Annotated in this window: 11 protein-coding genes; 10 read left to right on the top strand and 1 reads right to left on the bottom strand. The window is 60.0% G+C overall.

Translation table 11 applies throughout. The features are described from left to right. The first annotated feature begins 10 nt into the window (after positions 1 to 10). The 6 genes from ACORLH_RS16800 (at position 11) to ACORLH_RS16775 (ending at position 6,476) form a co-directional block, all read left to right on the top strand. Positions 11 to 505 carry a (2Fe-2S)-binding protein gene (locus ACORLH_RS16800; protein WP_058244946.1) on the top strand — a complete coding sequence of 165 codons (495 nt, stop codon included), beginning with the start codon at positions 11 to 13 and terminating at the stop codon, positions 503 to 505. Further along, positions 502 to 2,931, top strand: a complete 2,430-nt coding sequence (locus ACORLH_RS16795) for an aerobic carbon-monoxide dehydrogenase large subunit (protein ID WP_321829514.1) — start codon at positions 502 to 504, stop codon at positions 2,929 to 2,931. Before ACORLH_RS16800 ends, ACORLH_RS16795 begins: the two co-directional genes overlap by 4 nt. A gap of 88 nt (positions 2,932 to 3,019) precedes the next feature. Then, on the top strand, positions 3,020 to 3,886 hold the full coding sequence (locus ACORLH_RS16790) for a MoxR family ATPase (RefSeq protein ID WP_321829511.1): 867 nt from the start codon (positions 3,020 to 3,022) through the stop codon (positions 3,884 to 3,886). Next, the gene (locus ACORLH_RS16785) at positions 3,886 to 5,079 is read left to right on the top strand and encodes a vWA domain-containing protein (RefSeq protein WP_321829509.1); all 1,194 of its coding nucleotides are present in this window, start codon (positions 3,886 to 3,888) and stop codon (positions 5,077 to 5,079) included. Before ACORLH_RS16790 ends, ACORLH_RS16785 begins: the two co-directional genes overlap by 1 nt. A 13-nt stretch (positions 5,080 to 5,092) precedes the next feature. After that, the gene (locus ACORLH_RS16780) at positions 5,093 to 5,998 is read left to right on the top strand and encodes an XdhC family protein (protein ID WP_321829507.1); all 906 of its coding nucleotides are present in this window, start codon (positions 5,093 to 5,095) and stop codon (positions 5,996 to 5,998) included. A 28-nt stretch (positions 5,999 to 6,026) separates the two neighbouring features. Further along, entirely contained in the window at positions 6,027 to 6,476 is a 450-nt protein-coding gene (locus ACORLH_RS16775; protein WP_321829505.1) for a carbon monoxide dehydrogenase subunit G, read from the top strand. Between the two features lie 80 nt (positions 6,477 to 6,556). On the opposite strand, the gene ACORLH_RS16770 is transcribed toward ACORLH_RS16775, so the two are convergent. Further along, positions 6,557 to 7,906, bottom strand: a complete 1,350-nt coding sequence (locus ACORLH_RS16770; RefSeq protein WP_321829503.1) for an aspartate aminotransferase family protein — start codon at positions 7,904 to 7,906, stop codon at positions 6,557 to 6,559. A gap of 148 nt (positions 7,907 to 8,054) precedes the next feature. Here ACORLH_RS16770 and ACORLH_RS16765 point away from each other — a divergent pair, with 148 nt between their 5' ends. The 4 genes from ACORLH_RS16765 (at position 8,055) to ACORLH_RS16750 (ending at position 13,088) form a co-directional block, all read left to right on the top strand. Beyond that, positions 8,055 to 8,921 carry a MurR/RpiR family transcriptional regulator gene (locus ACORLH_RS16765; RefSeq protein WP_321829501.1) on the top strand — a complete coding sequence of 289 codons (867 nt, stop codon included), beginning with the start codon at positions 8,055 to 8,057 and terminating at the stop codon, positions 8,919 to 8,921. Between the two features lie 45 nt (positions 8,922 to 8,966). Then, entirely contained in the window at positions 8,967 to 9,935 is a 969-nt protein-coding gene (locus ACORLH_RS16760) for a TAXI family TRAP transporter solute-binding subunit (protein WP_321829499.1), read from the top strand. A 109-nt stretch (positions 9,936 to 10,044) separates the two neighbouring features. After that, positions 10,045 to 12,660, top strand: a complete 2,616-nt coding sequence (locus ACORLH_RS16755) for a TRAP transporter permease (RefSeq protein WP_321829497.1) — start codon at positions 10,045 to 10,047, stop codon at positions 12,658 to 12,660. Then, positions 12,657 to 13,088, top strand: a complete 432-nt coding sequence (locus tag ACORLH_RS16750; protein WP_321829495.1) for a universal stress protein — start codon at positions 12,657 to 12,659, stop codon at positions 13,086 to 13,088. Before ACORLH_RS16755 ends, ACORLH_RS16750 begins: the two co-directional genes overlap by 4 nt. Positions 13,089 to 13,837: the final 749 nt, after the last annotated feature.

Below are 13,837 nucleotides of genomic sequence, written 5' to 3'. Positions count from 1 at the left end.
GGAGGAACCAATGTCCAAGATGCACGTAAAGCTGAAGGTGAACGGGCGCGAGGTTGAAGGCCTTGCCGAGCCGCGCACCCTGCTGATCCATTTCCTGCGGGAAAACCTGAAAATCACCGGCCCGCATATCGGTTGCGAAACCAGCCACTGCGGTGCCTGCACCGTTGATCTGAATGGCAAGTCGGTCAAATCCTGCACCGTTTTTGTGGCGCAAGCGCAAGAGGCTGAGATCACCACAGTCGAAGGTCTGGCCAATGACGATGGCACCCTTGGTGTCATTCAGGAAATGTTCCGGGAACACCACGGGCTGCAGTGTGGTTTCTGCACACCGGGCATGATCACCCGCGCCCATCGTCTGCTGCAGGAAAACCCCAGCCCAACTGAGGAAGAGGTGCGCTTCGGCATGGCCGGCAACCTTTGCCGCTGCACTGGCTACCAGAACATCGTGAAATCGATCATGGCGGCGTCGGATCAGTTGAACGCCCAGAAGGAGGCCGCGGAATGAAGGACGAGGTACAAACCCCCGAAGATCGCGCCGCTGGCCTCAAAGGCATGGGCTGCTCGCGCAAGCGGGTTGAGGACGTGCGCTTCACCCAAGGTAAGGGCAACTATGTCGACGATATCAAGCTGGACGGCATGCTGTTTGGCGATTTTGTCCGCTCGCCTTATGCCCATGCACGGGTGAAATCGATCAACTCCGAAGAGGCGATGAAAGTGCCCGGCGTGGTTGCTGTGATCACCGCCGCTGATCTGGAACCGCTGGGCCTGCATTGGATGCCGACGCTGGCCGGTGACAAACAGATGGTGCTGGCCGATGGCAAGGTGCTGTTCCAAGGACAGGAAGTGGCCTTTGTTGTGGCTGAGGACCGCTATGCCGCGGCCGACGCCGTGGAACTGGTTGAGGTCGAATACGAAGAACTGCCGGTGATCGTCGATCCGTTCGAAGCGCTGAAATCCGATGTGGTGCTGCGCGAAGACACGGTAGATGAAAACGGCAAGGCCACCGATGGTGCCCACGGTCCGCGTAACCATCCCAACCACATCTTCACCTGGGAAGCCGGGGAAGAGGCGGAAACCAATGCCGTGATCGACAGCGCCGAAGTGGTGGCGGAAGAGACCATGTATTACCACCGCACCCATCCGTGCCCGCTGGAAACCTGCGGCTCGGTGGCATCGATGGATAAGGTCACCGGCAAGCTGACCCTTTGGGGCACCTTCCAGGCACCGCATGCGATCCGCACCGTGGTCTCGCTGATCTCGGGCATTGCGGAACACAACATCCGTGTGATTTCCCCCGACATCGGCGGTGGTTTCGGCAACAAGGTGGGTGCCTACTCGGGCTATGTCTGCTCGGTTGTGGCCTCCATCGTGACGGGCCGTCCGGTGAAATGGATCGAAGACCGGATGGAAAACCTGATGACCACGGCCTTTGCCCGTGATTATTGGATGAAGGGCAAGATCTCGGCCACCAAAGAGGGCAAGATCACCGGCCTGCATTGTCATGTGACGGCGGACCACGGCGGTTTTGACGCCTGCGCGGATCCGACCAAATTCCCGGCCGGCTTCATGAACATCTGCACCGGGTCTTATGACATCCCAACCGCCTATCTGGCTGTGGATGGTGTTTACACCAACAAGGCGCCGGGTGGGGTCAGCTATCGCTGTTCCTTCCGCGTGACCGAGGCGGTGTATTTCATCGAACGGATGATTGAGGTGCTGGCGATCAAGTTGAACATGGACGCGGCCGAGCTGCGCCGGATCAACTTCATCAAGAAGGAACAGTTCCCTTATCAGTCCGCGCTGGGCTGGGAATATGACTCGGGCGATTATCACACCGCTTGGGACAAGGCGATGAAGGCGGTGGACTATGACGGTCTGCGCGCTGAACAGGCGCAACGGGTTGAGGATTTCAAAGCCGGTAAAACCCGCAGCCTGATGGGCATCGGCCTCAGCTTCTTTACCGAGATTGTTGGCGCGGGACCGGTCAAGAACTGTGACATCCTTGGCCTTGGCATGTTTGACAGCTGCGAGATCCGCATCCACCCTACCGGGTCGGCGATTGCACGTCTGGGCACCATCAGCCAGGGGCAGGGTCACGCCACGACCTTCAGCCAGATCATCGCTTCGGAAATCGGTATTCCGGCGGATGATATCACGCTGGAGGAAGGCGACACCGACACCGCACCTTATGGTCTGGGCACCTATGGCTCCCGCTCGACCCCTGTGGCGGGTGCGGCCACTGCAATGGCGGCGCGTAAGATCCGTGCCAAGGCGCAGATGATCGCGGCCTATCTGCTGGAGGTACATGACGATGATGTCGAGTTTGACGTGGATCGTTTTGTGGTCAAAGGTGCGCCGGAACGGTTCAAGACGATGAAGGAAATTGCCTTCGCCGCCTATAACCAGGCGATCCCCGGTATTGAGCCCGGTCTGGAAGCGGTCAGCTACTATGATCCGCCCAACATGACCTACCCCTTCGGCGCCTATGTCTGTGTGATGGACATCGACGTGGACACCGGCGTGCCGGACATTCGCCGCTTCTACGCGCTGGATGACTGCGGCACGCGGATCAACCCGATGATCATCGAGGGCCAGGTGCATGGTGGTCTTACCGAAGCGCTGGCCGTCGCCCTGGGTCAGGAGATTGCCTATGACGAAATGGGCAATGTGAAGACCGGCACGCTGATGGACTTCTTCCTGCCGACGGCTTGGGAAGTGCCGAACTATGAAACCGACTACACCGTCACCCCCAGCCCGCATCACCCGATCGGCGCCAAGGGTGTGGGCGAAAGCCCGCATGTGGGCGGTGTGCCTTGTTTCTCCAACGCGGTGCAGGATGCCTTCCGGGCGTTTGGTCTGACCCATACCAACATGCCGCATGACCATTGGCGGATCTGGAAAACCGCCAACGATCTGGGACTGCACGGCTGACCTGAGCCTGTGTAGAGGTGCCGGAGGGGGATTCCCCCCTCCGGCGCTGCCAGAGTATTTTTAGCAAGATGAAAGAGAGTGTCGGGACGTGACGCATCTGGAATTGCAACAACAGCTGGCCGCGACGGGCTATGTCGCCGATGACAGCCTGGCCATGGCATTGTCGCTGGGGCTGAGCCTTGGTCGGCCGGTCTTGCTGGAAGGGCCTGCAGGCGTGGGCAAAACCGAAGTGGCCAAGGCCTTGGCGACAGTGCAGGGCACCGAGTTGATCCGGCTGCAGTGTTATGAAGGGCTGGATGCCAGCCACGCGATTTATGAATGGAACTACCAACGCCAGTTGCTCTCAATCCGCGCCGCTGAGGCGCAGGGCGGCGTCACGGAACAGGCGCTTTTTGGCGAAGACTATCTGCTGAAGCGGCCATTGCTACGCGCGATCACCGCTGAGACGGCGCCGGTTCTGCTGATCGATGAGATCGACCGTGCCGATGAAGAGTTTGAGGCCTACCTGCTGGAGATCCTGTCGGATTTTCAGATCACCATCCCTGAGATGGGAACCATCACGGCGCAGCATCGTCCGGTGGTAATCCTGACGGCAAATGGCACCCGCGATCTAAGCGACGCGCTGCGCCGGCGCTGCCTTTACAGCTATTTGGGCTTTCCGGATCTGGAAAGCGAACTGGCCATCCTGCACGCCCGTCATCCCGGGCTGGAGGCGCGATTGGCGCGCCAGATCGTCAGCGTGGTGCAGGCGCTGCGCAAAGAAGAGTTGGAAAAAAGCCCTGGCGTGGCGGAAATGCTGGATTGGGCTGCGGCGCTGGCCGGTCTGGGGGTCAACGACCTGAGTGAGGCCCGCGATCAGTTGCAGGCCACCATGGTGTGTCTGTTGAAAACCGCGGCAGACCGCGATGCGGCGCCGCAGGTGTGGCTGGATCAGGTGATCGGAAAGGTTGCCTGATGATGATCACCCGTTTCCCAACCCGCGCCTCTGGACCTGCTGAGCGATTGGCGGGCTTCATGGCGCATTTGCGGGGCAACGGGTTTATGCTGGGCCCGCAGGAAACCGCGCAGGCGCTGGAAGCGCTGCATCAGGTCGATATCCGTGACATGTTTGAAGTGCGCCTGGCGCTGCGGGCCTTGCTGGTGCCGGATGCGGAAGGCTGGCGCCGTTTTGACGATCTGTTTGATGCCTATTGGCTCAATGCCGGTAAACAGAAGATGGGGCAGGCCAAATCGGATCATGTGAAGGTACAGGCGCAAAAGCCGATGCTGTGGCAGGACCATTTTGGCGAAACCCGCGATGGGGCCGAAGGCGTCGAAGATGCACCGATGACGGCGGATCCCGAAGGGGAGGATGAGGCCGAAGGCACAGACGGCCAGTTGATCGCCACCCGTCAGGACAATCTCAGCAAACGTGACCTGCGTGAGCTGATGGACGAAGACAGCCTGCGCCGCGCTGAAGAGGCCGCCGAACGCCTGGGCAAGGCGCTGCGGGACAAACGTTCGCGGCGGCGCAAACAGGCGCGCAAAGGCCCGGCCCTGGACCTGCGGCGGATCTTGCGCGGCTCGCTGGCGTCTGGCGGCGATCCGCTGCGGCTGTTCCATCGCAAACGCCCGTTGCGGCCCCTGCGTGTGGTTGCACTATGTGATGTCAGCGGATCGATGACGGTCTATGCAAGGGTGTTTCTGGCCTTCCTCAAAGGTTTGATCGGGTCTGACACTCAGGCTGAGGCCTATCTGTTTCACACCCGGCTTTTGCGCGTGACGGATACGCTGCGCGACCATGACAGCCTGCGGGCGGCTGGCCGTCTGTCACTGATGGCCGAGGGGTTTGGTGGTGGCACCGATATTTCGGGCTGTTTGCGCAGCTTCCTGCAGCATCACGCGGGGCGGGTGCTGAACGGGCGCACCGTCGTTTTGATCCTGTCTGATGGCTACTGCACCTCATCGCCGCAGGATCTGGGATCGGTTTTGGCACGGATCAAACGGCGGTCGCGCCGGATCGTCTGGCTGAACCCCTTAAAGGGCTGGCAGGGCTACGAACCCGTGGCCGCCGCCATGCAGGAGGCGCTGCCGCATCTGGATGCGCATCTGCCCGCCAATACAATCGAGGCGCTGGCCGCCTTGGAACCCGAATTTGCCCGGCTCTGAAGGAGGAGTGGAGATGGCTGATCTGGACATTTTTGACCACATTGAGGGGCTGCGCGCCCGGGGCACACCGTTCTGTGTGGCCACGGTGTTGCGCACCGCTGATGTGACCTCGGCCAAGGCGGGGGCCAAGGCGGCTGTCACCTCAGCCGGTGACATTCTGGGCCATCTGGGCGGGGCCTGTGTGCAACGTGCGGTGATCGCCTCCGCCGAGGAGGCGCTGCGCGAAGGCGGGCCGCGGATGATCCGGGTGAAACCCTCGGAAAAAGTGGTCAGCCTCGTTGATGAAGACGGGGTGCAACTGTTCAAAAGCGGCTGCCCCTCAGGCGGCACGGTGGACCTGCTGATTGAGCCGTTCCAACTGGCGCCGCAACTGGTGATCTTTGGCGACGGACCAATTGCGCAGGCTTTGGCGGCCCATGCCGAACTGGCAGGCTTCCGGGTGCGCGCAACCCTGTCGGGGGATGATCCGGCGGCTGCGGCGGCGGAGTTGCAGGCGCGGGACTTTGTTGTTGTCGCTTCCCAAGGGCGCGGTGATGCACTGGCGTTGAAGGCCGCGCTGACCAGCGATGCTGCGCGGGTGTCCATGGTCGCCAGCCGCAAAAAGGCCGGTCACCTGACCGCCAAGTTGGCTAAGGACGGTGTCACTCAGGCGCAGATCGCCCGATTGAAATCGCCTGCCGGTTTGGACATTGGCGCGGTGGATCCGCATGAGATTGCCCTGTCGATCCTGGCAGAAATCATCACCTGGCGTGCGGCCACCAAACACCCGCGCCAGATCGGTGGCCCGGACAGCGAAACCACTGACCCTGCGGATGGCGAGAGGAGCGACACGCCAGCACCTTCCCCCGCCGCCCCGACCACACAAGCAACAGACCGCGCTACGCAAATCGCCTTGCAGGTGTTCCCGCGCTGCTGTTGAACAGATTGACGAAAGAAGGATGAGTTAAATGGAACTGAGCGACGAAATCCGCATCTCCGCCCCTCGTGACGTGGTTTATGCCGCGCTGAATGATCCGGAGGTGCTGCAAGAGTGCATTCCCGGCTGTGAGGAGTTGATCCAGCATTCCCCGGAGGAGCTGGAAGCCAAGGTTGTGCTGAAAATCGGCCCGGTGAAGGCCAAGTTTTCAGGTGCGGTAACGCTGGACAATTCAAACGCGCCCGGCGCCTTCAGCCTGACCGGCGAAGGCAAAGGTGGTGCGGCTGGCTTTGCCAAGGGCGGTGCGGATGTGACGCTGGTCGAGGATGGCGAAGAAACCGTGCTGACCTATGTGGCCAAGGTGGAAATGGGCGGCAAGATTGCCCAGCTGGGCAGCCGGTTGATCCAAGGCACCGCCAAGAAACTGTCGGCGAAATTCTTCCAAAGTTTTGCGGATAAGGTTTCGGAAACCGCCGCTTAAGGGGCGGTTCACGCCGAACAGAAAGGCCAGCCCGTGTGGCTGGCCTTTTGCGTTTCTGGGTATCAGATCAGCCGGGCAGGTCAGCCGGGCAGGGCGGCGCGCAGGGCGATGTCCAGCTTATCCACCACTTCGCCAATCTGATCCTCGGTCATGATAAACGGTGGCGCCAGCAGGATATGGGCGCCGGTCTTGCCATCAATTGTGCCGCCCATCGGGTAACACAGCAGACCCGCCTCAAAGGCGGCGGCCTTGATCTTCTTCGACAGGGCCAGATCCGGGGCAAAGGGCGCTTTGCTGGCGCGGTCCGCTACCAACTCCAGCCCGCGGAATAGACCGCGGCCGCGAATGTCGCCAATGTGGGGGTGCTGGCCAAAACGGTCCTGCAGCGCGGCGTTCAGCTTCTCCCCCATCACGGCGGCGCGTCTGACCAGTCCGCCCTGGGTCAGTTTGCGTAGAACCGCGCGGCTGGCGGCGGCGGCCACTGGGTGGCCCAGATAGGTGTGGCCGTGCTGGAAAAAGCCGGTACCCTCTTCGATGGCCTGATAGATTTGTTTGGAACACAGCATGGCGCCAATCGGCTGATAGCCAGCGCCCAGCCCCTTGGCGATGGCGGTGATATCAGGCGCAATGCCCTCTTGTTCACAGGCAAACAGGGTTCCGGTCCGCCCCATGCCGCACATCACCTCATCCAGGATCAGCAAGACGCCATGCTGATCGCAGATCTCGCGCACCCGTTTGAAATACCCCTCAACCGGCGGCACCGCGCCGGCGGTGGCCCCGACCACGGGTTCCGCGACAAAGGCCATGACCGTGTCCGGCCCCAGACGCTGAATTTCTGCCTCCAGTTCATTGGCAACCCGCTGGCCGTAGTCAAAGGCACTCTCACCATCTGCGCGGCCACGGTATTCGTAGCAGGGGCTGATGTGGGTTGTTTCAATCAGCAGCGGGGCAAATTGTTCGCGCCGCCACATGTTGCCGCCAACCGAAAGAACACCCAGCGTGTTGCCGTGATAGCTCTGGCGGCGGGCGATGACATGGCGCCGCTGCGGCTGGCCAATTTCGGTGAAATACTGCCGCGCCAGTTTCAGTGCTGATTCCATTGCCTCGGACCCGCCCGAAACAAAATAGACCCGATCCAGCCCGTCTGGGGCGTGGTTGATCAGCAGATCCGCCAGCTCTTCGGCGGGGTCTGAGCTGAAGAAACTGGTGTGGGCATAGGCCAAAGTGGCGGTCTGGTCCTGTACCGCTGCGATCACGTCGGGATCGGAATGCCCAAGGCAGGACACCGCCGCGCCGCCGGAGCCGTCGAAGTATTGTTTCCCATCCTTATCAAGAATATAGCACCCGTCCCCGCGGGCCGCCCGTGGGGGAATCACTTGGGTGTGACGGGGAAAGACATGGGAGGTGTTTGCAAATGTGGATGCAGCCATGGTGCCGCCCTTTCAGCCTGAGACAGCAAAAACAAAGAAAGTCGAATCGTCGCCTGACGCGACATGACTTGCGGGAGGTGAAACATATGTTTCATTTCTTGACAAGAAAAAATACAAATGAAAAGTTGCGATGAAACAGGGGGGATTCGTGACGCAATTGACATCCATCGAGGATCGGATTGCATCCAGATACAGTGACCTGAGCGCCCAGTTGCGGCGCGCAGCCGATTATGTTGCGTCCAACCCTATTGATGTGGCCTCACGGTCGTTGCGGGCGATCTCGGCCTCTTCCGGCCTGCCGCCTGCTACCTATTCCCGGTTGGCCCGCGCGCTGGAGTTCGACAGCTACGAAGAAATCCGCGAACTGTGCCGGCAGGCCGTTGGTCAGCGCGTGGAAAGCTTCTCGGAAAAGGCTGCGAAACTGGGGCAGGGGGATGCCACCACCGCATCGATCATCCAGCGCCAGACTGAGGCGGTGATCGCCAATATCCAGCAGTTGAATGCCCAGCTGGACCCAGATCGGGTGGAGGCCGCGGCCGAAGCCCTGGGTCAGGCGCGCCGGGTGGTTCTGTTTGGCGCCTATGGCTCCACCGGGATTGTCGAATACCTTGCCTACCTTGCCCATTACTGCATGACCAACTGGGTTCTGGCCGGGCGCATGGGGGCCTCACTTGGCGCGGCGATGGTGGATATGGGGCCACAGGATGCGCTGTTGATTGTGACCAAATCCCCCTATGCCCGCCGCGCCATCGCGGCCGCCCAAATGGCGCAGGATCAAGGGGCGCGTACGATCATCATCACGGATAATCATACGTGTCCGGCATTGAAATTCGCGGATTTTCCGTTCATCGTGCCCTCTGAGAGCCCGCAATTCTTTTCATCATATACAGCTACACTCGCTCTCCTCGAAAGTCTCATGGCAGTTCTTGTGTCCCGCGATCCGCAGGCGACCAGCCACCGCATTGGAGAGGTTGAGCAACGAAATGGCGGACTGGGTGAATTCTGGTCCGGCTGACACCCGAAGAACCTAAACTTGAAACATCAAATCAGGGAGAAAGAGATGTTTTCCAACTTCAAACTCGGCGCGTTTGCGCTGGCTGCTACCGTGGCGACTGCCCCTTTCGCAATGGCGGAAGAGTTCATCACCATCGGCACCGGCGGCGTGACCGGCGTTTACTACCCGACCGGTGGCGCAATCTGCCGTCTGGTGAACAAAGGCCGTAAAGAGCACGGCATCCGCTGCTCGGTCGAGTCGACCGGTGGTTCGGTTTACAACATCAACACCATCCGCGAAGGTGAGCTGGAGTTTGGTGTTGCCCAGTCCGACTGGCAGTACCACGCCTATAACGGCACCTCGAAATTCGAAGACGCTGGCGCCTTCGAAGGTCTGCGCGCTGTATTCTCGGTTCACCCCGAGCCCTTCACCGTTGTGGCCCGTGCCGACGCTGGCATCGCCACCTTTGACGATCTGGCTGGCAAGCGTGTGAACATCGGCAACCCCGGTTCCGGTCAGCGCGGCACCATGGAAGTGCTGATGGAAGCCAAGGGCTGGGGCATGGACGCCTTTGAACTGGCGACCGAGCTGAAAGCGGCTGAACAGTCGGCAGCCCTGTGTGACAACCAGATCGACGCCATGGTTTACACCGTTGGCCACCCGTCCGGTTCGATCCAGGAAGCCACCACCGCCTGTGACTCGGTTCTGGTTGAAGTGTCGGGCGAAGCCGTTGACGGCCTGATCGCTGACAACAGCTTCTACCGCACCGCCACCATCCCGGGTGGCATGTACCGCGGCAACGACGGTGACACCGCCACCTTTGGTGTTGGCGCAACCTTCGTGACCTCGGCCGATGTTTCGGACGAAGCGGTTTACACCGTTGTGAAGTCGGTGATGGACAACATCGAAGACTTCAAAAAGCTGCACCCGGCCTTTGCAAACCTGGACCCGCAGACCATGGCAACCGCCGGTCTGTCGGCACCGCTGCATGACGGTGCTGCCAAGTACTACAAAGAAATGGGCTGGATCGAATAAGCGATCTTAACCTTCCGGCGGCTGGCTCACCCCAGCCGCCGGTTTTCCATTTGTGAATAAGATAAACAGGCATTGATGCCGGGGGGACATCCGGCAGGGGGAGGGATGCATGGCCAAACCAAAGACAGAGGGCCGCGCGCTCAGCGAAGAAGAACTACAGGAACTGGTTGCCGCCAGTGACGCAGGCGGGCGAAATCCCGTAGGCGCCGTGGCAACCTTCATGGCAGCGATTGCGCTGTTATGGTCGGTCTTTCAGGTCACCTTGGCCTCGCCTCTGGCAAATTACATCCTGCCCGGCGATTTGATTAACAACTCGCGCCAGATCCATCTGGCCTTTGCAATTTTCCTGGCCTTTCTGGCCTATCCGGCCCTGGCGACCAGCCCGCGCAAGCGGATCCCGATTCAGGATTGGGTGATGGCCGGCGTCGGCGCTTTCATCGCGCTTTATGGCTATTTCTTCTACGACAAGATCGTGAACTCGGGCGGATTGGCCGATGACACTGATAAATGGGTGGCGCTGGTTGGCCTGATCCTGCTGTTTGAGGCCGCGCGCCGCGCATTGGGCCCGGCCATGGCGATCATCGCGACGATCTTCCTCGGCTATGTTTTCTTCGGCTCCTCTGACTGGGTGCCCGAAGTCATCCGCTGGAAAGGTGCCTCGCTCAAGAAAGCGATGAGCCATATGTGGATCACCTCCGAAGGTGTGTTTGGCATCGCGCTGGGCGTTTCGACCAAGTTTGTCTTCCTCTTCGTGCTCTTCGGCGCACTGTTGGAGAAGGCGGGTGCAGGCAACTACTTCATCAAGATGGCCTTCGGCGCCCTGGGTCACCTGCGTGGTGGCCCGGCCAAGGCGGCTGTTGTCGGCTCGGCCGCAACCGGCCTGATCTCGGGCTCATCGATTGCGAACGTTGTGACCACCGGCACCTTCACCATTCCGCTGATGAAACGTGTGGGCTTCTCCAGTGAGAAGGCCGGCGCGGTGGAAGTGGCATCCTCAGTGAACGGGCAGATCATGCCACCAGTGATGGGGGCCGCGGCCTTCCTGATGGTGGAATATGTCGGCATTTCCTATGTCGAGGTGATCACCCACGCCTTCCTGCCGGCAGTCATCTCATACATGGCGCTGGTTTACATCGTGCACCTCGAAGCGGTGAAACGGAACCTGCCCACCTTGGGGGATCGCGTTGTTTCGCTGTCGCGCACCATCTTTGGCATGTTCCTGTTCTTCGCAGGCTTTGCTGGTCTGTGTTACGGCGTGCAGTATCCTGTGAAGGCAATCGTCGCCATGGTGCCGGGAGGATCGGGTCTGATCCTGTCCGCACTGGTGTTTGTTGCTTATGTGATCCTGCTGTGGCTGGCGGCTTCGGTTCCGGATCTGGAACCGGATGATCCCAACGCCAAAGATGTGCAGCTGCCCGTTGTGGGTGAGATCTACAAAGCAGGCCTTTATTACCTGCTGCCGATCATCGTTTTGGTCTACTTCCTGATGATCGAACAGAAGTCGCCGGGCCTCTCGGCGTTCTGGGCGACGGCACTGTTGTTTGTCATCCTGCTGACCCAACGCCCGCTGAAGGCCATGTTCCGTGGCGAGGGTGACCTGCCCGCCGCCTTCAAGTTCGGTGTTGGCGATCTGGCGCAGGGCATGATCGATGGCGCGCGCAACATGATCGGCATCGGTCTGGCCACGGCCACCGCTGGCGTGATCGTGGGTACGGTGACGCTGACCGGTGTGGGCCAGGTTATGGCGGATCTGGTGGAGTTCCTCTCGGGCGGCAACCTGATCCTGATGCTGGTGATGGTGGGGCTGTTGTCCCTCATCCTTGGTATGGGCCTGCCGACCACTGCAAACTACATCGTTGTCAGCTCGCTGATGGCGGGCGTGGTTGTGGAACTGGGCGCAAACTCGGGCCTGATCGTTCCGCTGATCGCGGTGCACCTCTTCGTGTTCTACTTCGGCATCATGGCAGATGTGACCCCGCCTGTGGGTCTGGCAAGCTTTGCCGCGGCGGCCGTTTCGGGTGGCGATGCCATCCGCACCGGTTTCACCGCCTTCTTCTATAGCCTGCGGACCGTGGCACTTCCCTTTGTCTTCATCTTCAACACCGACCTGTTGCTGATTGACGTGACCTTGGTGGAGGGCATCATTGTCTTCATTGTGGCCTCGGTGGCGATCCTGATCTTCACCGCAGGCACCATGGGCTGGTTTGTGACCAAGAACACCATCATCGAAAGCGTGCTGCTGATCCTGATCGCCTTTGCGCTGTTCCGTCCGGGCTTCCTGATGGATCGCATCCAGCCGCCCTTTGAGATCTCAGCCCCAGCGCAGCTGGTTGAGGTCATGGGCAAGGCGCCGGAAGGCACGGAACTGCGGGTGGTTGTCTCCGGCCCTGACTTCGACACAGGTGAGGTTAAGGAAACCACCATCGTTCTGCCCGCAACCGGTGCCGCAGATGGCGCGTCCCGTCTGGCCGCCCTGGGTCTGACCACGATCCCAGAGGGTGACATGCTTCTGTTGGAGGAGCCTTTCCCGGGCACCCCCTACTTTGAGACCATGTCGAACTTTGACTTCTATGGCGATGCCCCGATGCAGGTCACTTCGGTGGCTGCTCCGGCGGATCAATTGCCGAAGGAGTTGATGTATATCCCGGCGCTGCTGCTGCTTGCTGGCATCGCCTTCCTGCAACGCGGCCGTGCCGCCCGTCAGCCCAAGGAGGTTCAGGCATGAGCAGTGCAATCCTTTGTGCCATCGACATGAGTGAACACAGCCCGGACAAACGGGTGCTGGAAGAGGCGGCCAAACTGGCCCGCGTCGATGGCGCCCAATTGGATGTCATCACCGTGGTGCCCGACTTCGGCGCCGGGGAGATCCCGGACTTCTTCCCAAAGAACTATCACGCCAAAGCCGTGGATGAGACCGTGTCGCGTCTGAAGGCTTTTGTGAAATCGGTTCTGGGGGAAGAGCTGCCGTTCAAGGTCCGCCATGAGGTGGCCACCGGCAAGGTCTACCAGGAGGTGCTGCATGCGGCCGAACTGGCTGGCAGCGATCTGATCGTGATCGGCTCGCATCGCCCCACGGCACGGGACTACCTCTTGGGCACCAACGCCGCCAAAGTGGTCCGCCACGCTGATGTGTCGGTCTACGTGGTGCGCTAAGGGCGACTCGGATCGTTAAAAATGCGAGTCACATGAGTGAGTCATAAGGGCGGCTGAGCAATCAGCCGCCCTTTTTGCAGGAAATCGCACGCAAATGGCGAGTGTAGCCCCGCGATACACCCTCGAATAAGCGGTTTGCCAAGGCGACTCGTGGGGGATTCCCAGTGAAGGGGCTGAGATTCTGGCGTTTTGAGTGGGGAAATGCGGGCCTAAGGCCCTCTCTGTTCCTTTCCTCTCCCCCTATCTTGTTGAAATTTTTCACTTTTCTATCTTTTTTGTGTTTTTTGTGAATTTTGTTGAAAAAGCGCTTGCGGCTGTTTGGTAATAACCTTAGAACCCCCTTCACCGGCGGCGCTGAGGCGCAGGGCGGGGCAGCGGACGGCGCTACGGAGGCAACTTCGAGGGGTTCGGAAGTGAAGAAAATGAGGTAGAGATGAGCGGGCAGCGCTAGAAAGATTTAGCGCAGTCGGTTGGTTTTTGTCTCTGGTGATGATGAAAGTTGTTGCCACGTTCTTTGACATTGATGGTATCTGAAGAGATATGTGGGCGGTTTGGTTCATTCGATGAATGAATGACTGCACATATATCAACTACCTAGGAGCTTCGGTTCCGATGATGGATAGTCAGCTTCACTGTTTGTCGGCTTTCGGTATCTTTTGGTACTGATGTCACAAACAGAGAACGATCCAACCAGCCGGTTGGATCATTTCCAAGTCAATTGGAAAACAGTATGTGCAGAGGTTCGAACG

Source organism: Thalassovita sp., assembly GCF_963691685.1.
In the GTDB taxonomy this organism is placed as follows: domain Bacteria; phylum Pseudomonadota; class Alphaproteobacteria; order Rhodobacterales; family Rhodobacteraceae; genus Thalassobius.
The sequence above is the reverse complement of the archived record's forward strand: the minus strand, read 5'-3'. Positions and strand labels throughout refer to the sequence as shown.